Origin of the sequence: Bacillus luti (assembly GCF_001884105.1) — a bacterium.
Classification (GTDB): Bacteria; Bacillota; Bacilli; order Bacillales; family Bacillaceae_G; genus Bacillus_A; species Bacillus_A luti.
The window spans coordinates 80,948-103,466 of record NZ_MACI01000024.1 but is presented as its reverse complement, the minus strand read 5'-3'; the positions used below and the strand labels follow the sequence as shown (position 1 = coordinate 103,466).

Below are 22,519 nucleotides of genomic sequence, written 5' to 3'. Positions count from 1 at the left end.
GAAAATTACGAATATCCGAAATAACCATATCCATCAAGCAACAGCTAAATTGGTGAAAACCAAACCAATGAGGATTGTTGTGGAAGACTTATCTATCTCAAACCTGTTAAAAAACAAAAAACTATCGAAAGCATTTTCCTTTCAAAAATTAAACTTCTTCTTTCAATGTTTATCGTACAAGTGTGAGAAGTACGGCATTGCGTATGTAAAAGCTGATAAATGGTTCGCCTCAAGTAAAATTTGCTCATGTTGCGGCGTAAAATACGACCATTCAGTTCAACCAGAAGGACAGTGGAGTTTAAAAATACGTGAGTGGCGTTGTGTTCCATGCAATAGTCATCACGATAGGGATGTAAATGCTGCGATAAATTTATCAAGATGGGTAAAATAAATGCTTGATAATAGGAGGTAACGATACTGCCTCGTGTGGAGTGTTATACCCTTCGTCCCTTCGGGGTTGCGAGAACACGATGAAGCACTAACTTGTATAAATTTGATTGAATTGTATAGATTTAGTTAAGTTTATTGTATCGGAGAAGGAGCTTTAACGGGAGAGAAACGTTTACAGTTTGCCAAAGAGGTGCAAGCACTTTGCAAGGAGTATGGTGTACCGTTTATTGTAAATGACGATGTTGAATTAGCCATTGAACTAGATGCAGATGGTGTTCACGTTGGACAGGATGATGAGGGAATTACATCTGTTCGTGAAAGAATGGGTGATAAAATTATCGGTGTATCTACACATACAATTGAAGAAGCGCGCTGGGCAATTGAAAATGGGGCTGACTATTTAGGCGTTGGACCTATTTTCCCAACGAGTACAAAAAAAGACACGAAAGCTGTTCAAGGAACGAAAGGATTAGCTCATTTTAGAGAACAAGGAATTATGATACCGATTGTCGGTATTGGTGGGATTACGATTGAAAATACTGCTTCTGTTATAGAAGCAGGTGCGGATGGTGTCTCTATTATTTCTGCGATTAGTTTAGCGGAATCTGCTTATGAAAGTACGAAGGAGCTAGTAGAGGAAGTAAGTAAGAGCTTGTAGAGGTGTAAAGCGAGCTATTTCGTTTATTTAAACAAACGTTTGATTAAAAAAGCACAAACCTTTTTAAATATAGGTTTGTGCTTTCTATTTAAAACATAATGGAAATTAAGAGCATTCCAATTCCGATAGAAGTAAAGGTTGCGATTAGACCAGGAATCATAAAGCTATGATTTAGTACATATTTCCCGATGCCTGTTGTACCAGTGCGGTCAAAGTTAATGGCAGCAACGATTGTCCCGTAGTTTGGAATGAAGAAGTATCCGTTTACTGCAGGGAACATCGCAATTAGTAATGCTGGTGGAATACCAAGAGATAGTCCAAGTGGCATTAAAGCACGAACTGTTGCTGCTTGGCTGTACAGTAAAATAGATAGAATGAATAATGCGATAGCAAATAGCCACGGTGCACTTGTTACTAAATGCTGAATAGATCCTTGAATCATATTTAAGTTTCCGTTAAAGAAAGTATCTCCCATCCAAGCGATACCGAAAATAGCAACAACTGCTGTTGCGCCCGCTTTGAAGACATTACCAGAAACAATGCTTTCTACATTTGGTTTACAGAAAATAATAATAAGAGCTGCGATCGTTAACATAACCATTTCAATTGTGTTTGGCATGGAAAGACGTGCTAACTTCCCATCAACTATCCATCCTGGACGAAGTGCTTCAAATGAACCGAGAAGTACGACAAGGAAAGTTCCTAATAGGAAAAGGATAACTGATAATTTAGCGCCTTTTACACCGACAAATTCTTTTTTCTCTTCAATCTTAGGAATCATTCCTTCTTTTAATCGTTTTAAGTATTCAGGGTCTTCATTTAATTCTTTCCCCATTTTGCTAGCAACAAATGCAGCAACCATACAAGCGATGAAAGTGGAAGGGATACTTACTTTTAAAATATCTAATAAAGTGATTTTATAGTCAGCTAACATTGCTAAAAGAGCAACTGTGGCAGCTGAAATGGGACTAGCTGTAATTGCTTGTTGAGAAGCGATTACGGCAATTGACATTGGGCGTTCAGGTCTAATTCCTGATTCACGAGAAACTTCTGCGATAACAGGAAGTACGGAATAGGCAACGTGACCAGTGCCAGCACATAGTGTGAATAAATAAGTAACAATTGGAGCAAAAAAAGTAATACGCTTTGGATTTTTTCGTAATGCTTTCTCAGCTAGATGAACAAGATAGTCCATTCCTCCAGCAGCTTGTAAAGCACCCGCAGCAGTAATTACTGCTAAAATCATAAGCATTACATCGATAGGAGGAGCGGTTGGTTGTAAGTGGAAGACAAAAACAAGTATTGCCATACCAACTCCACCCATTACTCCTAAACCAACTCCGCCTAAGCGTGCACCAATAAAAATACAGAGTAATAAGGTAAGAAATTGTAGCCAAAACATGATAAACTACCTCCGAAATTCATAAGTTAAGATATATTCGAATAGTTTAATTTGAATGAAAATTAAATAAATAATCAAAAGAAACCTCGATTTTTCTACATTTTTTATTATATAACACAAAAAAAGTAACATTCATGTATTTTTTGAAATTATTTCGAAAAAATAATACATTGGAACTTTACATTTATATCTCTAAATAAGTGGACATTTTAATCCGTATGTTGTAATCTTTGAAAGAGAATAATTTAATTCTCATAGAACTCCCATATCGTTCAACTCGTTCAGCGAGAAAGGCAAACTGATGGAAACATGAGGACGCAAAACTACAGGAGCTAAGGTCGAAAGGCTATGCTAGCCAGTTACCGGACGGATAGGGTTGGTCTTGACCAATGCTTTTTTCATTGGTCTTTTTTTTATATTTATAACCGTTTGAGAATGGTTATCGATTAGGTATGAAGATATTTTAATATTTAAATTTTATGTGGGTTTAATTTAGAAAGGTGATGTTAATGAAAAAATATTGGCACAAGCTATCGTTCCTTCAAAAAAATGTATTGTTAACTGTACTCGTTATTTTGACGCTTGTAGGTAGTATGGGGGCGTTAAGTTTTAACATGTTTCAAAATAGTATGATGTCTTTATTTGAAAGGCAGTCTTTTGAAACTGGAGATGCGGTATTACATAAATTAGATGCAGAAATATTGAGAGATGTTGCGAAGGACCCAACGGCACAGAGAGAGAAAAGAGAAAAGTTAACAGAGCAGTTAGATGAAGTTACAAAAGAATTGAGAAGTGTTGGACAAACGTATGTTGTTGGAGCAAAAACAAATACAAAAGGTGAGCTGCAGGTAGTTGGTTTGACTACGGAATTAGCAAATGCTGTTCCAGTAAAACCGGGAGATTATTATGAACAACCCGCTCATTGGATGAAGGCATACGATAAAGTAATGAGCACACAAAAAGCACAAATAACGGAAATATATGAAGATGAGCTAGGGTCATGGGTAACGATATTAGAGCCAATTACAGATGGTGAAGGGACCATTGTTGCGATTGTTGCGGCTGATGTAGATGCTTCTATTGTTCCTAGTACAAAGAAGAAATTTACGATGCAAGGTTTAATGTTTATTTGTATTTCAGTTTTAATTGCAACAGTTATCCAATTCTTAATTGTGCGCAATTCACTTGCTCCATTGCGAGATTTACGCGAAGGGTTGCGTAAAGTGGGCGAAGGAGATTTAAGTATTAAATTAGAAGAAAGACCAGATGACATTGGTATTATTAATGCATATTTTAATAATACTATCGAGAAGTTTAAAGGAATTATAGATAAAGTGAAACAGACGGCAGAACAAGTTTCTTCATCTTCACAAGAATTGTCAGCAAGTACAGAGGAGAATAGCATGGCAGTTCAAGAGATTGCGAGTTCTATGGTAGGATTAAGAGCTGGTGCCCAGTCTCAAGAAAATTCTGTACAACAATGCTTAGGTATTGTACATGAAATGGAAAATAAGATGGAAGAAATAACAGGGGCTGCGAAACAAGTCGCGGTTGCCTCAGAAGGTATGGAGCAACATTCAATTGAGGGTAATGGAGTTATTGAACAAATTATTAATCAAATGAGTTTGATCCAAAATGCAGTACAAGATTTATCTTCTATTATTTATTCGTTGGAAACAAGATCAAAAGAAATTAGTGATATTGTAACTGTAATTACTGGCATTTCAAATCAAACAAATTTATTAGCTTTAAATGCTTCTATTGAAGCTTCACGTGCTGGAGCTGCTGGACGAGGATTTGCTGTTGTTGCTGATGAAGTGCGAAAATTAGCAGAACAAACGGAAGCATCAGCAAAAGATATAGCTAAATTAATTGGGGAAACACAGGCCGAAGCAGAAGAGGCTGTAGTTTCAATGCAAAAAGGTTCAAAAGAGGTAGAGTCTGGAATTACACTCGTTCAAAGTAGTGGTTCCTTCTTTGAGAAAATTTCAAAGTCAGCCCAATCTGTTACAAATCAAGTTAGAGCCGTTTCTAGCAATTCAAGTGATATATTGCAAAATAGCCAGAACATTGTTCGTGTTGTAAATGAACTATCACATATTGCAAATACGTATGCGAATAGTAGTAGTAATATTGAAGAGAGTATGAAAGAACAGGAAATGTCAGTACAAGATATAGCTGAATTAGCTACTTCTTTAAGCTGGCTTTCACAGGAGTTACAAGAGTTAATTGGGGAATTTAAAAGTTAATATGACAATATAAGGTGTAGATATAATCTGCACCTTTCTCTCTAAAAATAATAATCAAATATCCGAATTTTAGGATGTTGTAGTGTGATTTTAATCATTGGGGGAAGATGTCCTCCGATGATTAAAGTTTCATTATATTTTTATACTATGGAGAGCGAGAGGATTCAGAATGAGTATTTTGTTAAAACGTTCATATATGGAGAGATATGAACAATTTTTGCAACATAATTATGAACCGCTTATGATACCGAAAGATTTTCAAGTAAGCGAATATAAGCAGAGGAAAGTAAAGGATAGCAAAGGGATTGAACAAAAGAAATTAGATGTAATAGTAGCAGCTTTTATATGGCTGCATCATATTAGTAATGAAAAGCGAATAGTCATTCCTTATTATATAGGACATAGCAGTTATCCGTTATGTATTACGATTGCACAAAAGCTTTCTTATGAAGAGTTGAAATTAGAAATTAGTGATCAAATGATGCAGTTAGAGAGCATGGAAGAAGTACAAAAGGTGTTGTTACAGTACGATGAAGAAAAGTGGGGGAAACCTGCAATTACAGTCGGAAAAGAAAATAGAAATAGTCAATTAAACATTATTGAATTCAAGGATAATTGTTTCGAAGTTTCTTATAATGAAATGCAATTAGAGGAAAAAACAGCGCTTCGCTATATGAACCAAATTCAGTATGTAATTCAGCAAGGTATTGCAAATGAAAAGCAATGTGTTGTAGATATGAATATTATTACAGAAGAAGAATTAGCGATATATAAAGAAATGAATGGCACAGAAGTACCATATCCGAATAAAAGTATTGCGGATATGTTTTATGAAACCGTAAGGAAATTTTCGAATCGTATAGCTTTATCTTCAGTGGAAGGAACATTAACATATGAACAATTAAATAAAAAAAGTAATCAAATTGCTCACATGTTATTACATAATGGAGTGAAACAAGGTGATTATGTCGGTATCTTTATGAAGAGAAGTATTGATACGGTAGTCAGTATAGTAGCCGTTTTAAAAACAGGTGCGGCATATATTCCGATTGACCCAGATTATCCAGCAAATCGAGTGCAATATATTATTGAGGATAGCCAATCAAAATTAGTTTTAACGAAAGAAGCGAAAGTACCGTTTGAGGATATTCGGGAATTATCTCTTTACGATATGGAACAGTTTCCGGAGACGGATGTAAACTTGTCTATTCACCTTGATGATATTGCATATATGATCTACACGTCTGGTTCTACAGGCAATCCAAAAGGAACCATGCTTGCACATCGCGGAGTAGTGAATTTATGTACATGGATGCAAAGACATTACGAATTAAGTGAAGAAGATATTTTCGCACAGTTCCCGTCATTTAGTTTTGATGCATCTATTTGGGAGTTATTCGCATCATTATTTTGTGGTGGAAATGTATATGTATTATTAGATGAGCAAAGAATGTCAGTGGATGCTTTTGCAAATGCAATTTATAAAGCAAAGGCAACATCTATTTTAGGTTTAGCTACAATTTTCTTACAACAAGTAGCGACATATCTTCCAGACGAAAGTAAGTATAAGCTGGATTCATTAAAGAGAATTGCAGTTGGTGGAGAAATGCTTACTGCTGAAGTGGTGAAATTATGGCGAGAGAGAATTGGTACCCATGTTCAGCTAAATAATGCATATGGTCCAACAGAGTGTACAATTACAACAACAACATATCCAATTCCAGCGGATTTAAATGACAAACTTGCTAGTATTCCAATTGGAAAGCCAGCAGATAATTATAAAGTTTGGATATTAAATGACAACATGAAGATTTGTCCAATTGGTATACCGGGAGAATTGTATATAGAATCAGTGGGTTTAGCGAAGGGTTACTTTAATAAACCAGAAAAAACAGAAGAAGTATTTATTCCGCACCACATAAAACATGATAGTAGGATATACAAAACAGGTGATATTGTCAAAGTATTGGAAGATGGAAACATTGAGTTTCTATATCGTAAAGACAATCAAGTGAAAATTAGGGGGCACCGAATTGAGCTTGGTGAAATCCAAAATACAATTGCGAAATACGAAATGATAAAAGATGCAGCTGTGTTTACGAAAAAAAGTGAAGAAGGTAGCCATTATTTAGTTGCTTTCTATACAACAATTAATGAAGTTGCTATGGAAACCTTAATACACGATTTAAGAGAACAATTACCAGATTACATGGTACCATCTAAATTAATTTATATTAATGAATTGCCACTTACACCGAATAAAAAAGTTGATTTGAAGCGATTAGCACAACTGGAAGAAGAATACGAACCAGTTCGTCTACAAGAATATGTTGCACCGTCTACTGAGGCGGAAAAGAAAATAGCACAAGCTTGGGGTGATGTATTAGGAATCTCGAAAATAGGTGTTCATGATGATTTCTTTACAATTGGTGGACATTCATTGAAGGTGTTACGAGTTTTAACTTTACTGAAAGAGAATTTTCCATATTTAACAATTCAAGACTTCTTCCAGGAAAGAACAATATATGGGTTAGCACAAATTCAAAGGGTAGTAAAAGTGGAGGAAGAAGAGGCATTTCGCGCATATAAAGTAATTCATGAGCCAGGGCCAATTTCACATATAAAAGAAGTGAAAAGCGGCATAGTTTCAAAAATCTTTTTAACAGGAGCTACAGGCTACTTAGGTTCCCATATTTTATATGAATTACTAAAAGATACAACAGCGCACATTTATTGCTTAGTAAGACCGACACAAAACATACAACAAAGAATTGTTAACACATTAACAAGTTATTTTAATGATATAAGTAAGGATTGGCTACAACGTATAACGGCAGTACCTGGTGATCTTGGAGAAGAGTATCTTGGTATGAGTGAAGAAGAGTTTCTACTCATACGTTCTAAGATTGATACGGTAATTCATTGTGGTGCAGATGTAAGGCACTTTGGAGATGTAGCTCAGTTCATAAATGTAAACGTTCATGGAACAAGCCGCATGCTAGCATTAACAGAAGAAGGAGCGTCATTCCACTTTATTTCAACAATTGGTATTCCGATAGAATTAGCGATAGGGCAATGGGATACATATATCGAAACAGGTGATTTTAATTACGATGTAGAGTTAGAGAATGTGTATTCTGATAGTAAATTGCAGGCAGAGAGCCTTGTTCGTGAAGCTTTAAAGAGCGGTGTACAAGGAAATATTTATCGTGCAGGTAACTTAGCGTGTCATTCGAAGACAGGTGTATTCCAACAAAACATTGAAGGGAATGCATTTTACCGTCTTATTAAAGCGATGTTACTCATTGGACAAGCTCCAAATGTGAAGTGGAAAATCGATTTTACACCAATTGATTTTGCTAGTAAATCAATTGTAGCGTATTTACAAGATTCAAAAATTGTAGGGGAAACGCTACATATATGCCATCCAAATCAAATTGAATTTGAACATTTCATACAGCTAATTGAGGAATGTGGATATAATCTTGAAATGGTTTCACTCTCACAATATATAGATACTGGACTTAAGTTAGCGAAGGAAGATGAAGTAATAGCAGAGCTAATTGCTTCGCAAGTTGCAGGTGATGGAGCACAACAATCCGAAATTGTAATGGGTACTCGTAGAACGAATGAATGGATTAAGAAAAAAGAACTGGTAGTGCCAGCAATTAACAAAGAATTTATTCAGCAATTATTAGTTCATGGTGAACGCGTTGGATATTTTCCAAAGATAATGAAATGATTATGTATGGTTTTGTTTGTTCAATAAAATAAATCATGCTACAATGAAAACGAATTAAGAACCGGGGAGCCAATTGGCTGAGAGGATGTAAGTATACATCGACCCTCAACCTGATCTGGATAATGCCAGCGTAGGGAGTTACTTTAAAGTGATGTAGCATAAGTTATTATAGAATAACTTGCATACAAGGCTTTCCTACATGGTAGGAAAGCCTTTTCTTTTTTTGAAAACTTATTTTTAAGGGGGATTTTATTATGTCACAACAAGTTACAATTTCATTTTCAGTAGTACCGCAAGCGAAGAACAAAGATGTATATTCTGTTGTTGATAAAGCAATTGAAGTTGTGCAACAATCGGGAGTTCGTTATGAAGTAGGAGCAATGGAAACAACGCTGGAAGGAGAATTAGATGTACTTCTTGATGTCATTAAACGTGCACAACAAGCATGCGTCGATGCTGGAGCAGAAGAAGTGATTACTTCAATTAAAATCCATTATCGTCCAAGCACTGGTGTAACGATAGATGAAAAGGTTTGGAAGTACCGTGATGAATATGCAAAACCAGAAGCAATCTAAACTTATTACAACTATTTGGCTTATCCTTCTCATTGCGATATGGGAAGGATCTGTTTCATTATTTAAAATTGAGCCGTGGATTTTACCGAAGCCTTCTGCCATCGTTCAAGAGTTAATTGGAATGAAAGATTTACTATTACCAAATACGATGCAAACACTGCAGGAAGTTATAATCGGACTGTTTTTTGCGATTTTACTTGGGACGAGCATTGCAATTCTTATGGACGTTATCCCTTTATTTCGTATTTTAATAAACCCATTGCTCGTGATTTCGCAAACAATTCCAATCGTTGTACTTGCACCGTTATTTATTATTTGGTTCGGCTATGGGATGTTACCAAAAGTAATGGTAGTCATACTCGTTTGTTTCTTTCCAATTGCGCTTAGCATTTTAGAAGGTTTTCAAACAGTAGATAAAAATATGTTGAAATTGTTGCAAACAATGAAAGCAACGAAATGGCAAGTTTACCAAAAAGTAAAGTTTCCAGCAGTGCTCCCATACTTTTTCTCAGGTCTAAAAATTGCAGTTACATATAGCGTAATGGGGGCAATTATCGGAGAATGGCTCGGTGCAAGTGAAGGGCTAGGGGTTATGCTTACGAGAGCAACAAAATCCTTTTTAACTGCTCGAGTATTTGGTGTTGCTGCGATTATCGTCATGGTGACGTTATGCCTGTATTTTATCGTGGAGTTTATGGCAAGAATAACAGCACCATGGATATATAGAAAGGACGGCAGAAAATGAAAAAAGGTTTAAAAGTTATGTTAGCTGCTTTATTAGCAGTAGGTGTGGCTGGATGTAATCCGGCGAAGAAAGAGGAAAGTGCAAGTAAAGATCAAAAAGTAAAAGTAGTATTAGATTGGTTTCCAAATACGAATCATACTGGCTTATATGTAGCGCAAACGAAAGATTATTATAAAAAGCAAGGATTAGATGTAGAAATTATCCAGCCAGGTGATAATGTAACTGCGGAGCAAATGATAGCTTCAGGAAAAGCTGATTTCGCAATAAGTGCACAAGAAAATGTAACGTTAGCCCGTGTGGAAGGGATTCCTGTTGTGTCTGTAGGAGCAATTATTCAGCATAACACTTCAGCTTTTGCATCGCTTAAGAAAGATAATATGACATCACCGAAGGATTTTGAAGGTAAACGTTACGGAGGCTGGGGAGGACCAGCGGAAGAGGCAACGTTAAAAACAATCATGGATAAGCATCAAGCTGACTTTAATAAAGTTGAAAAAATTATTTTAGGACAAACAGATTTCTTTAAATCAATTGGCCGAGATGCAGATTTCGAGTGGATTTATTACGGTTGGGATGGGATTGAAGCGAAGCGTCAAGGGAAAGAGTTAAATACGATTATGGTAAAAGACCTAGATCCAGCGCTTGATTTCTACAGTCCTGTTATTATTACGAGTGAAAAACATACGAAGCAAGATAAAGATTTTGTGAAAAAGTTTATGACTGCAACGACAGAAGGTTATAATTTTGCAATTAAAGAACCGAAAGAAGCTGCAGATATTTTAATTAAAGCTGTCCCAGATATAAATAAAGAGTTAGTACAAGAAAGTCAAAAGTGGTTAAGCACAAAGTATCAAGATGATGCTAAATCGTGGGGAGTACAGAAGGAAGAAATTTGGACAAATTACATGAATTTCTTATATGACAACAAAGTTATTAAAAAGAAAATCGATGTAAAAGATGCCTTTACAAATGAATTCCTTCCAAGTGAAAAATGAGCGGATTACAAATAAAAGATATTGTAAAATCTTTCGATGGAAAGAATGTATTAACAAATATTAGTGCTTCTATACGAGAGGGAGAATTCGTTTCCTTTGTAGGTCCGAGTGGTTGCGGGAAAAGCACATTATTAAACATGATTGCACACGTTGAAAATCCAACAAGTGGTAGCGTCACGTATAATGATAAGTACGTACAAGAGCAAGATGTTGTAAGCTACATGCCGCAACAAGATTTATTATTACCGTGGCGATCTGCTTTGCAAAATATTGTTCTTCCACTGGAGATTGAAGGAAAGCCTAAAAAACGAAGGCTGGCAGAAGGAATGGAAGCATTAAAGCAGTTTGAGTTAGATGAATATGCCGATCATTACCCAGATGCATTGTCTGGTGGTATGCGCCAAAGAATTAGCTTTCTTCGCACATATTTATGTGAAAAACCGATTATGCTCCTTGATGAGCCTTTTGGAAAATTAGATGCATTTACAAAAATGGAAGTACACAGTTGGCTTTTGAATTCCTGGCACCAGGAAAAGCAAACAATTGTTATGGTCACCCATGACTTAGATGAGGCCATTTTGCTTTCTGATCGCGTATTTATTTTATCTCAAAGGCCAGCATCAATAGTTGGCGAAGTACAAGTGAAATTACCTAGGCCGCGAACGATGGATATGTTAACATCACTTGAGTTAAAGAAGGATAAGGAAGAGATTTTAAGAGTATTAGCTCCTTATATGAAAAAATAGAAAAAGCCTTTTAACAGTTTTTAGCGTAATTACTGTTAAAAGGCTTTTTTATATAGGAGGAGAAAAATGAAATCTATTGAGAAAATAGTGGATTCATTAACAGTAGATCATTTTGAAGAAGGAACAAAAGAAAAAATGGAGAATAGAATATAACAGAGTAGTTTATACTCTTAATATAACAAATGTTAAAGGAGTGAAAGGATAAAATGACTTTATCAACTGTTCTTCAAATGGTTTTAGCTTAAGACGGGAGAAGTCTGCCCATTTTTAACAATTAAGCTAAATTGAAGACAGCAGGTAAAGAACCTTAATCCTTTTTTACGATAATATGTAATGGGTAAGGTATATTCACCTTACCCATTTTTATATACACAATTAAATAAGGCTTTATACTGTGAGTCTCTCTATTTAGCTTATGGATGATAAGTAAAGGAGAGAGAAAAATGAGTATATTAACAGTAGAAAATGTAAGTCATTCTTATGGTGAGAAAACCATCTTATATAATGCGTGTTTTCGACTATTAAAGGGAGAACATGTTGGGTTAGTTGGAGAAAATGGCATTGGAAAATCAACACTGTTACGTCTGTTAACAGGAGAAGTTATACATGATGATGGAAACATTGAATGGTTTCCACATGTGAAGGTAGGATTTTTACAGCAACATATAGATTTGCAAGAAGGCATTACAATTGAAGAATACTTGCAAAGTGCATTTTCTAATTTGTATGCGATTGAATGTGAAATGTTAAAACTTGCAGAAGAAATGGCGGAAGCAGAAGAAGTAACAAAATTGTTAATAAGGTATGGAGAATTACAAACGATATTGGAGAGTTCTAATTTTTATCAAATTCATACAGAAATTGAAGAAGTGGCAACAGGTTTAGGGTTGTTTGAAGTAGGGATGAAGAAGGATGTTTCAAAATTAAGCGGAGGGCAGCGGACAAAGTTGTTACTTGGAAAGCTTCTTTTAGAAAAAGCTGATGTTTTATTGTTAGATGAGCCAACAAACTATTTAGACACAGCACATATAGAATGGTTGCAATCCTATTTACAAATGTATGAAAAAGCTTATATTATCATTTCGCATGATGAAGTATTTTTAAACAATATTACGAACGTTATTTATCATCTAGAAGAACGAAAGGTTAAGCGTTATGTAGGTGGTTATAGAAGTTTTGTACAGAATTATGAAATGCAAAAGAAACAATTACAAGTAGCGTATGCGAAGCAACAAAAAGAAATTGCCCAGTTAGAAACATTTATTCAAAAAAATAAAATTCGAAAAGCGAAACAGGCAAAGAGCCGAGAAAAAGTATTGAAGAAAATGCAAAGGGTTGAAAAAGTTATTAATGTGCCACGGTCCCGTTTTGATTTTACTGTTTATAATGAACCGGTAAGCCGCATATTGCAGGCTGAAAAACTAAGAATAGGCTATAGGGATCCTTTATTTCCAAAATTGGATTTGCAAGTGAAAAAAGGAGAAAAGATAGCCATCGTTGGTCATAACGGTATTGGAAAAACGACAATGTTAAAAACGTTATTAGGTCAACTCAAGCCGTTAAGTGGTTCAGTTTCTGTTGGGGAACGAGTAAATCCTGCTTATTTTGCACAGGAAGAGTTTGCTTCAGAAATAACACCGTTAGAGAAAGTTTGGAAAGAACGACCAGATATGACAAAGAAAGAAGTACGTCAAGCATTGGCGAAGTGTGGATTGAAAGAGGAACATGTATTAAAGCCGCTTTGTTTATTAAGCGGAGGGGAACAAACAAAGGTACGACTTTGTGAACTTATCGTAACGAAAAGTAATGTTTTAATTTTAGATGAGCCGACTAATCATTTGGATATAGAAACTAAGAAGGCTTTGCAGGAAGCGCTACAACGATATAAAGGAACGGTCTTAATTGTTTCACATGAGCCTTCTTTCTATGAATCGTGGATAACGAAAATATGGAATATAGAAGAATGGCATGCTGAACAATATGAATAAAGAAAAGGCATTAGCTTTATGAGCTAATGCCTTTTCTTTGTGATTAACATGATTTTCGAGAACTCTTACATGAGAAGTGTATGAAGAAACACTCTTATGGTGCGCTTATAAGCGTGCTTTTTCTTTTGTTATGTTTATATTTGTAATAATACTAGATGCCTTTCCCTAATAGGCCACTATCTTTCTTTGTATATATAGATAGTTTGAAATGGAATGAAAATAATTCCTATATGTAAAGGATAATGTGATTAGTATAGGAAGACAATAGAAGTAAAAGGAAATTCATGTAAACTTCAGGTAAACTTCACATAAACTTCATATTAGAAATCGAATATAATTATAATAGGTTATTATAATGTTTGCTAGGATTCCTCTGACTTCGTCCTTGATTGTAACGGATTTATCAGAAGGAATAGTAATTTTATATATTCTTTAAAAAACTGTATGGAGTCAAACTTGAATGGCGTAGCAAGATAATGAAATTTCATGTAAAATAATAGTAAAAATATGTAAGGGAGGGAGTAATGTGGATGTGTTTTTGAATATTGCCGAAGAAAAAATTCGACAAGCAATACGGAACGGTGATCTCGATCATATTCCGGGAAAAGGCAAACCACTACAATTAGAAAACCTTTCAATGGTACCTCCAGAACTTAGAATGAGCTATAAAATTTTAAAAAACGCGGGAATGATTCCACCAGAAATGGAACTACAAAAAGATATATTAAAAATAGAGGATTTAATCTCTTGCTGTTACGATGAAGCGGAGAGAAAAAAGTTACAAGAAGAGTTAACAGCGAAAACACTACGTTTTCAGCAAGTAATGGAAAAGAGAAAGATTAAAGATAGTTCAGCTTTTCGTATGTATCAGGATAAAGTATTTCGTAAATTACGCTAAGAGGGATAAGATGAATACATTTGAAACGATAGAAGAATTAGCAACATATATTGAAGAACAACAAGTAGTACTGCTATTTATTAAAACGGAAAATTGCGGTGTTTGTGATGTCATGTTAAGGAAAGTAAATTACGTATTAGAGAATTATGATTACGTAGAGAAAATAGAGATATTGCTACAAGACATGCAAGAGATTGCGGGGCGATATGCCGTATTTACAGGTCCAACAGTTTTATTATTTTATAAGGGAAAAGAAATCCTTCGTGAATCGCGCTTCATTTCACTTGAAAATCTAGAAAGAACTATTCAATTATTCGAAGATTAAGGGAGGCTTTTATATGGAATTTATTATTGTCATACTATTATTTGTTGTAGTTGGAACAATTGTAACAGCAGTTCGATCAAACAAAAAGAAGGTAAATCTTACAAAACAAAATAACATTCATAACTCATCTAACAACTCATCACCACTATTTTTCTTTGCTGGATCTGATAATGATAGCTCGCACAATGGAGGCTCGCATGATTGTGGAGGGTCTTTTGGTGGAGATGGTGGGGGAAGCTGCGGTGGCGGCGGTGATTGATGAAAATGCGCCTTATATAGGCGTATTTCTTTTTAAACAAACGTTTGATTAGTTGGCTTACATATGCATAAAAACAGTTAAACAAACGTTTGATTAACTATTTTTAACATACTAAGGGGAAAGTAATGTTATTTTTATTAGCTGCGGGAGGCGTATTTCTTGTTAAATTAGGATTTAAAATTGGAACAATACATATGATTCGAACGTGGTTTGAGAGTACGTTTTCTTAAATAAGGAATATAGCCTCTTGCGATAGAGGTTTTTGATTTGTTATTATTAGACTGAACGGTCGGTTTAAAGAGGTGTGAATATGAGAAGAAGCGCAGAAGAGATAAAGAAAGAAATTGCATATAAAGCAGAAAGTCTGTTTTCACAGAAGGGCTATGCAGCTACATCTATGGAAGAGATTTGTGAAATTACAGGGCGAAGTAAAGGAAGCATTTATTATCATTTTAAAAGTAAAGAAGAATTATTTTTATTCGTAGTGAAACAGCATACGTATGATTGGCTTGAAAAATGGAATGAAAAAGAGAAGTTATATAGTACTAGTACCGAAAAACTATATGGTCTCGCGGAATATTATGTAGAGGACATACAGCAACCAATTTCAAATGCGATAGAGGAATTCTCTATGAGCCAAGTTGTAAGTAAAGAGATTCTGGATGAACTGTTAGCTTTAACTAGAGAATCATATGTTATGTTGGAGAAATTAATTGAAGCAGGCATACAGTCTGGAGAGTTTCGTGAAGATAATACGCGCGATCTTATGTATATTGTGAATGGATTATTATCAGGGCTTGGAGTACTTTACTACGAGTTAGATTATAAAGAGCTGAAACGTATTTATAAAAAGGCGATAGATGTATTGTTAAAAGGGATGGCAGCTGAATAATAGGTCAGTTGCTTTTCTTACAAATTAAATTAGACCGAACGGTCGGTTTATGAAAGGGGAATGAGAATGAACGCTTTATTTAAAAATCGAGCATTTATGCTCGTTATGGCATCTGATATTTTACAACAATTTGCAATTTGGATCAGAAATATGGCCCTTTTGTATTTCATAATGGAGCGAACGAATAATGATCCGGTTTCCGTTTCATTGTTATCGGTTATGGAATATGCACCTATCTTTATTTTCTCGTTTATCGGTGGTGCGTTAGCTGATCGCTGGAATCCGAAAAGAACGATGGTTGCTGGAGATGTGTTAAGTGTACTGTCTATTATAGGTATTGTTTTGTTGTTACAGCTGGATTATTGGCAGGCAATATTTTTTGCAACACTCATTTCCGCGATTGTAGGCCAGTTTTCTCAGCCATCATCTTCGCGTATATTTAAGCGCTATGTAAAGGAAGAACAGGTAGCAAATGCGATTGCATTTAACCAAACATTACAGTCATTATTTATGATTTTTGGACCAGTGGTAGGATCGCTTGTGTATACACAACTTGGTTTATTTACGTCGCTATATAGCTTAATCATTTTATTTTTGTTATCTGCTATTGCCCTTTCATTTTTACCAAAGTGGGTTGAACAAGAGCAAGTGGCGAGAGATTCATTGAAAAATGATATAAAAGAAGGTTGGAAATACGTTCTTCATACGAAAAATTTACGTATGATTACGATCACTTTCACCATTATGGGCTTAGCTGTTGGACTAACGAATCCATTAGAGGTGTTTCTTGTAATAGAACGCCTTGGAATGGAAAAGGAAGCAGTTCAATATTTAGCCGCAGCTGATGGAATAGGTATGTTAATTGGTGGTATTGTTGCTGCAGTTTTCGCTTCAAAGGTGAATCCGAAAAAGATGTTTGTATTCGGTATGAGCATATTAGCGATGTCATTTTTAGTAGAAGGGATATCTACATCATTTTGGATTACTAGTTTCATGAGATTTGGAACAGGTATTTGTTTAGCTTGTGTTAATATCGTTGTCGGTACGCTTATGATTCAACTTGTACCAGAAAATATGATTGGAAGAGTAAATGGAACAATTTTACCACTGTTTATGGGGGCAATGTTAATTGGAACTTCACTAGCTGGAGGATTGAAGGAGATGACCTCACTAGTTACCGTATTTTGTATAGCAATGTCACTTATTTTATTAGCAATAGGCCCGGTTTTACGTATGCAAATAAAGAAAGAAGATGTTGTTAATCGAGAGGAAATGACGAATTCATTAGCTTCGAAATAGCTATTGTAAGGGGGCTCAATTGCTCCCTTTTTTCATGGCAATCTTTTGACAATGAAATGTACCGACTATATACTAATGTTGTAAAAACGATTTTACATGTTAGGAGCAATGGTGTGAAAAATCAAATCTATGAATTACGCACTGAAAATAATATTTCACAAGGCGCATTAGCTGATAAATGTAAAGTTTCTAGACAGACGATAAATGCAATTGAGAATAATAAATATGATCCAAGCTTAGCGTTAGCTTTTCGTTTAGCGGAAGTATTAGGAACAACTGTTGATAAATTATTTTTGTACAAACAGTAGGGCCTTTCATTGGAAGGTGAACCGTTAAAAATAAAAAAGATCCCCTTCTCATATGAAGAGGATCTTTTTCTTATATCGTTTTAGTTTTCGGATTAGGTGGTGTAACAGATGTATTATTTTCCGGAACTCTAGTTAGTAAGAATCCACCGATAACGAACAGTACAATAATACTAAGTACGCCAGCGTTTGTTTTTCCTGTTAATTGAGTCGTCACACCAACTAATACTGGACCCATAATCGCGGCAAACTTGCCAAATATATTATAAAATCCGAAGAATTCATTTGCAGATTCTTTAGGTACTAGTTTCGCAAAGTAGGAACGACTAAGTGCTTGAATACCACCTTGAGAAGTGGCAACTAACATTGCTAAAATCCAGAAATCGAGTGTCGTTTTTAAGAAATAAGCATATGTGCAGATAATGATATAAATAATAATACCGACATATAGCATTTTTTTACCTGTAAATGTTTCTGATAGTTTGCCATACAATAAAGCGAATGGACAAGCTACAATTTGTGTGACAAATAAGATGATTAATAGATTCGTTGCACTAATCCCGAGATCAGTTCCGTAAGCTGTAGACATAGTAATAATTGTGTCGACCCCGTCAATATAGAAAAAGTAAGCGATTAGGAACATAAAGACAGTTTTATATTCTTTAATATTTTTAAAAGTATCAGCAAGGCGTTTGAAGCTCATTGTAATTGGTCTAGGATGACGTTCAATATAGTGCGTTTGCTCTACGTTTTTTAGCATTGGAATTGTAAATAACCCCCACCAAAGAGCTGTTATCGCAAAGGAAATTTGACTAGCAATGCCAACGGATAAAGGGATAGTTCCTTTTTGAGCAAGAATGATAAGTGCAATACAACCGATAAAAGGAATTGTACTTCCAATATACCCTAAGGCGAATCCTCTCGTAGAAATTCGGTCCATTCTATCTTTAGAAGTAACATCTACTAAGAATGCATCATAAAAAATATTTGCTCCAGCAAAACCGACTAATGCGAGCATATAGCATCCTAATAACAAGTACCATTGAGAGGTTGGAACAACTGCTAGCATACTTGTAAAGACAATACCGAGTCCAAAGAAAAATGTAAAAAATCGTTTTTTGAATCCTTTATAATCAGCAACCGTTCCGAGAATAGGAGCAAGTATAGAAATTAAAAGTGTTGCGAACGAGTTTGCATATCCCCAATATGCTGTTGAAGTTGCACCGGATAGTCCAGCTTCCTTTGCAGCGGCTTTAAAGTAGATTGGAAATAATGCAGTTGTAATGACGAGCGAATATACGGAATTCGCCCAATCGTATAATATCCAGCTTTTTTCTTGTCTGGACATTTTCTTCATATAATGTTCCCCCTTAAATTTGTTCTACTAACAGTGTACAAAAATAAAAATTATAAAAAGAGAAACAGTGATGATTTTTACATAACTTTTACATATATACACAGTTCTTTACAATTGAAGTAAATCCTCTACAATTGATCCGTCTGTTTCACCTAAGTGTAAACCAAGTAGTCTAGCAATAGTTGGACCTTCGTCAATCAGTCTCATATACGGAATGGTAACGCCGCTTTGAATACCTTTCCCAGCAGCGATAAAAATCGTTTCATAGTTAGGTTTTGTTGGAGAGTATCCGTGAGTTCCAAATGTATATTTTTTACTAGGCGTAACATCTTTTTCGGTAATTTCTTTTATAAAATCTCCTGTATAATTTTCAGTGAAATAATATCCTTCTTGTGCTTCTAACATAAATAAACAATTACCGTCTGCACCGCATTCTTTCGCATCCTCATCATGAAGTATAAATTCAATACCGTTTTGTTTATTTTGAAGCAGTTCTTCAAGGAGTAGTTGTACTTCTCGAATCGTATCTGTATCGTTTTTGTCTTTCACATATACATAGGCGGATCCATCGCAACTTTGGCAATAAGCATTCCAGTCTACTAATTTACCCTTTGAATTTATAGATATAAGCCCTTTTTGATGAAATAGTACATTTAATTGAATGGATTTGTTTTCACTTAAAGCGCTATGATCACCAAGAGCGATAATAGTGCTCTCTTCGTATAGGTCACTGTCTTTTAAAGCTTGAATAATTTTTCCTAGTCGCTCATCATGTCTATGAATTGCGGCTATTGTTTCTTTTGATTCAAAGCCATGATAGTGTCTTTGGGTGTCTAAATCGGTGAAATGTACAAACATGACATTAGGCTTTTTCGTCTGGATTGTATGCACAGCAGAAGCAAGTACGAAATCATCGAGTTCAGGTTGTGACAATCCATTTCGTATATGGCCGAAACGGCGATTTAAATCTAATTGATATAGCGGGCTACCGCTAAATAATGAAACTAAAACTTGATTTTGCCACGGTCTATTTGGAAAGATTTCTGGTAAATTGTAATCAATATTTGCTCTGCCGGTAACAGGCCATAGAAGGGCTGCTGTCGTTAAATTTGCTTTATGTGCTTCATCATATAATGTTGTTCCTTGTATTGATTTTCGGTACCAATGCCAATCTGGTGATTCACGTCCAGGTTGAAGTAACGTATTGCTAACAACACCATGCTTATTAGGGTAATTACCAGTTACGATTGTTGAGTGACTTGGATAGGTTACAGAAGGATAGATGGGCTCTACCTTTTCCACAATTGCGCCCTTTTTTATTAGAGATTGGAAATGAGGTAATGTTTGTAATATAGGAAAATCTAAAGCTGATAAACAGTCGAATGATAAAATGATGACACGATTAGTTAATGCTTTATCCATAAAGTAATCCTCCTAATTATATAAAACCTATTACTATATATTACTATTAATACCTAGTAATAAAAATATATTTTCGAATAAAATTTATTATTTATTTTCAGAAAAATTAAACATATAATCAAGTATAAGGGAATCTATGGAAGGAGGAAACAACATGGATTGGTTAGATGGATTTGGTATCTTTTACATCATTGGCGGAATTACGATTATTCTTGTATTTGCTATTTCGTATTTACTAAAGAAACGCTTTCCAGACAAGCAGTTCGATATTATATTTGCACTTAGTTTAATACTTCTGTGCTTAGCATCCTTTCCCGTTACAATGATGGTTATTGGTGGATGGGAAGGAATGGGATATGGATTTATTGGTTTCTTCATTCTACTTGGTACACTTATTGGTATGATTGCACACCAACTTGTGAAAATTACGCGGAAAAGCTACGTATAAAACTGTAAAAAATGAAAAGAATATATAAAAATAAGAAAATTCACTCTTGTTTTGTGGTGAAATTTATATTATGATATTCAACAAATTTATTTCGTTATAACGATGAAAAAGGACTAGTACATGTTCAACCTTTTTGGCAGAGAGAGAATCCGTCAGGCTGAAAGATTCTTAAAAAGGCGATATGGAACCTACCTTTGAGTTCTGCATATGCAGCGGGAATTTCCCGTTATCAAAAAGAGAGCATGCGCAATTTTTGTGCATGAATCAGGGTGGTAACGCCGGCAAAGCTCGGTCCCTATTTAGGGACGCGGGCTTTTTTGTATTTTCTAGAAGGAGGAAGACTGACTATGGTAAAAGAACAAGTACAAGCGATTACGAAGATGGAAGAGGACTTTGCGCAGTGGTACACAGATATTGTGAAAAAAGCAGAACTTGTTGATTATTCGAGTGTAAAAGGATGTATGATTCTACGTCCGTACGGTTATGCCTTATGGGAAAATATGCAAAAGGTTATGGATGAGAAATTAAAAGCAACTGGTCATGAAAACGTGTATATGCCAATGTTTATCCCAGAGAGTTTATTGCAAAAAGAGAAGGATCATGTAGAAGGATTTGCTCCTGAAGTAGCATGGGTGACACATGGCGGGGATGAAAAGTTAGTGGAACGACTTTGTGTACGTCCTACATCTGAAACTTTATTCTGTGAGCATTTTTCAAAAATTGTGCAATCCTATAATGATTTGCCAAAGCTATATAACCAGTGGTGTTCAGTAGTTCGTTGGGAAAAGACAACGAGACCATTCCTTCGTACAACTGAATTCTTATGGCAAGAGGGTCATACGATCCATGAAACGGCAGAGGAATCTCAAGCTGAAACGTTAAATATTTTAAATCTATATGCTTCTTTCTGTGAAGACTACTTAGCGATACCAGTAATTAAAGGGCAAAAAACAGACAAAGAAAAATTTGCGGGTGCAAAGGCGACTTATACGATTGAAAGTTTAATGCATGATGGAAAAGCACTTCAAACAGGAACATCTCATAACTTTGGAACGAATTTCTCTGAAGCATTTGATATTAAATTTTTAGATCGTAACGGTAAGTGGCAATATGTACACCAAACATCTTGGGGTGTATCAACAAGAATGATAGGTGGACTTATTATGGTTCATAGTGATAATAATGGGCTTGTAATGCCACCAAAAGTCGCTCCAGTACAAGTTGTTATCGTACCGATTGCGCAGCATAAAGAAGGTGTGTTAGAAAAGGCAACAGAGTTACAAGGGCGTATTCAAAACGTTGCACGTGTGAAAGTAGATGTTAGCAATAAAACACCTGGTTGGAAATTTAATGAGTATGAAATGAAGGGCATTCCAATTCGATTAGAAGTTGGTCCAAAGGATATAGAAAAGAATCAAGTCGTACTTGTAAGAAGAGATACGAAAGAAAAAGAATTTATATCAATGGATCAATTAGAAGAGCGTATTCCATCATTACTCGAAGAAATTCATAATTCTTTATTTAATAAGGCAAAAGTATTTCGTGATGAGAATACGTATAGTGTGACGAATTTCGAAGAGATGAAAAAAGTAGCTGATGAAAAGCAAGGATTTATTAAGGCGATGTGGTGCGGAGAATTAGCTTGTGAAGAGAAACTAAAAGAAGAAGTTGGAGTATCTTCACGTTGTATGCCTTTTGAGCAAGAGCAATTAGCTGACGAATGTATTTGTTGTGGTAAAGAAGCTAAGCAAGTGGTGTATTGGGGAAAAGCGTATTAATACTTTGTTGATAGATGATAAAAAGGACTTTGGGCTGCGTAATAAA

General features: G+C 35.3%; 19 protein-coding genes, 2 pseudogenes, 2 riboswitches and 1 other annotated feature. Of the genes and pseudogenes, 18 read left to right on the top strand and 3 right to left on the bottom strand.

The window, feature by feature from the left end:
• Together BAQ48_RS06835 and thiE are read left to right on the top strand one after the other, a co-directional pair.
• Window positions 1-391 (top strand): RNA-guided endonuclease InsQ/TnpB family protein (locus BAQ48_RS06835; protein WP_165613786.1); only part of this gene is annotated, 391 nt, incomplete at its 5' end.
• A 141-nt stretch (window positions 392-532) separates the two neighbouring features.
• Window positions 533-1,048, top strand: a pseudogene (gene thiE / locus BAQ48_RS06830) (thiamine phosphate synthase); the annotation flags it as partial.
• A gap of 88 nt (window positions 1,049-1,136) precedes the next feature.
• Here the strand turns inward: thiE and BAQ48_RS06825 are convergent.
• Complete coding sequence (locus BAQ48_RS06825; protein ID WP_063221629.1) at window positions 1,137-2,450, bottom strand: anaerobic C4-dicarboxylate transporter family protein; 1,314 nt, start codon at window positions 2,448-2,450, stop codon at window positions 1,137-1,139.
• 282 nt (window positions 2,451-2,732) lie between these two features.
• Window positions 2,733-2,817: riboswitch (cyclic di-GMP riboswitch) on the top strand.
• 142 nt (window positions 2,818-2,959) lie between these two features.
• On the opposite strand from BAQ48_RS06825, the gene BAQ48_RS06820 reads away from it, so the two are divergent.
• The 14 genes and pseudogenes from BAQ48_RS06820 (at window position 2,960) to BAQ48_RS06755 (ending at window position 17,471) form a co-directional block, all read left to right on the top strand.
• Window positions 2,960-4,699 carry a methyl-accepting chemotaxis protein gene (locus BAQ48_RS06820; RefSeq protein ID WP_071710491.1) on the top strand — a complete coding sequence of 580 codons (1,740 nt, stop codon included), beginning with the start codon at window positions 2,960-2,962 and terminating at the stop codon, window positions 4,697-4,699.
• A 169-nt stretch (window positions 4,700-4,868) separates the two neighbouring features.
• Complete coding sequence (locus BAQ48_RS06815; RefSeq protein WP_116758483.1) at window positions 4,869-8,441, top strand: non-ribosomal peptide synthetase family protein; 3,573 nt, start codon at window positions 4,869-4,871, stop codon at window positions 8,439-8,441.
• Between the two features lie 52 nt (window positions 8,442-8,493).
• Window positions 8,494-8,595, top strand: a riboswitch (TPP riboswitch).
• Window positions 8,596-8,695: 100 nt separating this feature from the next.
• Window positions 8,696-9,016: an MTH1187 family thiamine-binding protein gene (locus BAQ48_RS06810; RefSeq protein WP_000082898.1), complete on the top strand. Its 321-nt coding sequence runs from the start codon at window positions 8,696-8,698 to the stop codon at window positions 9,014-9,016.
• The gene (locus BAQ48_RS06805; protein WP_001057167.1) at window positions 8,988-9,761 is read left to right on the top strand and encodes an ABC transporter permease; all 774 of its coding nucleotides are present in this window, start codon (window positions 8,988-8,990) and stop codon (window positions 9,759-9,761) included. The genes BAQ48_RS06810 and BAQ48_RS06805 overlap by 29 nt, the downstream gene beginning before the upstream one ends.
• Window positions 9,758-10,756 (top strand): ABC transporter substrate-binding protein, encoded by a 999-nt coding sequence (locus tag BAQ48_RS06800; protein ID WP_071710490.1) that lies wholly within the window; start codon window positions 9,758-9,760, stop codon window positions 10,754-10,756. The genes BAQ48_RS06805 and BAQ48_RS06800 overlap by 4 nt, the downstream gene beginning before the upstream one ends.
• On the top strand, window positions 10,753-11,502 hold the full coding sequence (locus BAQ48_RS06795; protein ID WP_071710489.1) for an ABC transporter ATP-binding protein: 750 nt from the start codon (window positions 10,753-10,755) through the stop codon (window positions 11,500-11,502). Before BAQ48_RS06800 ends, BAQ48_RS06795 begins: the two co-directional genes overlap by 4 nt.
• 443 nt (window positions 11,503-11,945) lie before the next feature.
• Complete coding sequence (locus tag BAQ48_RS06790; protein WP_071710488.1) at window positions 11,946-13,490, top strand: ABC-F family ATP-binding cassette domain-containing protein; 1,545 nt, start codon at window positions 11,946-11,948, stop codon at window positions 13,488-13,490.
• A 526-nt stretch (window positions 13,491-14,016) separates the two neighbouring features.
• Window positions 14,017-14,388 (top strand): DnaJ family domain-containing protein, encoded by a 372-nt coding sequence (locus BAQ48_RS06785; RefSeq protein ID WP_071710487.1) that lies wholly within the window; start codon window positions 14,017-14,019, stop codon window positions 14,386-14,388.
• Between the two features lie 10 nt (window positions 14,389-14,398).
• On the top strand, window positions 14,399-14,713 hold the full coding sequence (locus BAQ48_RS06780; protein ID WP_071710486.1) for a thioredoxin family protein: 315 nt from the start codon (window positions 14,399-14,401) through the stop codon (window positions 14,711-14,713).
• 13 nt (window positions 14,714-14,726) lie between these two features.
• Window positions 14,727-14,972, top strand: coding sequence for a hypothetical protein (locus tag BAQ48_RS06775; protein WP_071710485.1), 246 nt, complete (start codon window positions 14,727-14,729; stop codon window positions 14,970-14,972).
• 113 nt (window positions 14,973-15,085) lie between these two features.
• Window positions 15,086-15,202: pseudogene (locus BAQ48_RS06770) on the top strand (histidine kinase); the annotation flags it as partial.
• Window positions 15,203-15,282: 80 nt separating this feature from the next.
• Window positions 15,283-15,864, top strand: a complete 582-nt coding sequence (locus tag BAQ48_RS06765; protein ID WP_071710483.1) for a TetR/AcrR family transcriptional regulator — start codon at window positions 15,283-15,285, stop codon at window positions 15,862-15,864.
• Between the two features lie 66 nt (window positions 15,865-15,930).
• Window positions 15,931-17,163, top strand: a complete 1,233-nt coding sequence (locus tag BAQ48_RS06760) for an MFS transporter (RefSeq protein WP_071710482.1) — start codon at window positions 15,931-15,933, stop codon at window positions 17,161-17,163.
• 56 nt (window positions 17,164-17,219) lie between these two features.
• A complete protein-coding gene (locus tag BAQ48_RS06755) occupies window positions 17,220-17,471 on the top strand; it encodes a helix-turn-helix transcriptional regulator (protein WP_079999805.1) in 252 nt (83 codons plus the stop codon).
• 70 nt (window positions 17,472-17,541) lie between these two features.
• On the opposite strand, the gene BAQ48_RS06750 is transcribed toward BAQ48_RS06755, so the two are convergent.
• The gene (locus tag BAQ48_RS06750; RefSeq protein WP_071710481.1) at window positions 17,542-18,825 is read right to left on the bottom strand and encodes an MFS transporter; all 1,284 of its coding nucleotides are present in this window, start codon (window positions 18,823-18,825) and stop codon (window positions 17,542-17,544) included.
• Window positions 18,826-18,933: 108 nt separating this feature from the next.
• Entirely contained in the window at window positions 18,934-20,247 is a 1,314-nt protein-coding gene (locus tag BAQ48_RS06745) for an alkaline phosphatase family protein (RefSeq protein WP_000356461.1), read from the bottom strand.
• Between the two features lie 154 nt (window positions 20,248-20,401).
• On the opposite strand from BAQ48_RS06745, the gene BAQ48_RS06740 reads away from it, so the two are divergent.
• Together BAQ48_RS06740 and proS are read left to right on the top strand one after the other, a co-directional pair.
• A complete protein-coding gene (locus tag BAQ48_RS06740) occupies window positions 20,402-20,695 on the top strand; it encodes a YesK-like family protein (RefSeq protein WP_071710480.1) in 294 nt (97 codons plus the stop codon).
• 93 nt (window positions 20,696-20,788) lie between these two features.
• Window positions 20,789-20,995: a binding site (T-box leader), on the top strand.
• Between the two features lie 47 nt (window positions 20,996-21,042).
• Window positions 21,043-22,473, top strand: a complete 1,431-nt coding sequence (gene proS, locus BAQ48_RS06735; protein WP_071710479.1) for a proline--tRNA ligase — start codon at window positions 21,043-21,045, stop codon at window positions 22,471-22,473.
• Window positions 22,474-22,519 lie beyond the last annotated feature (46 nt).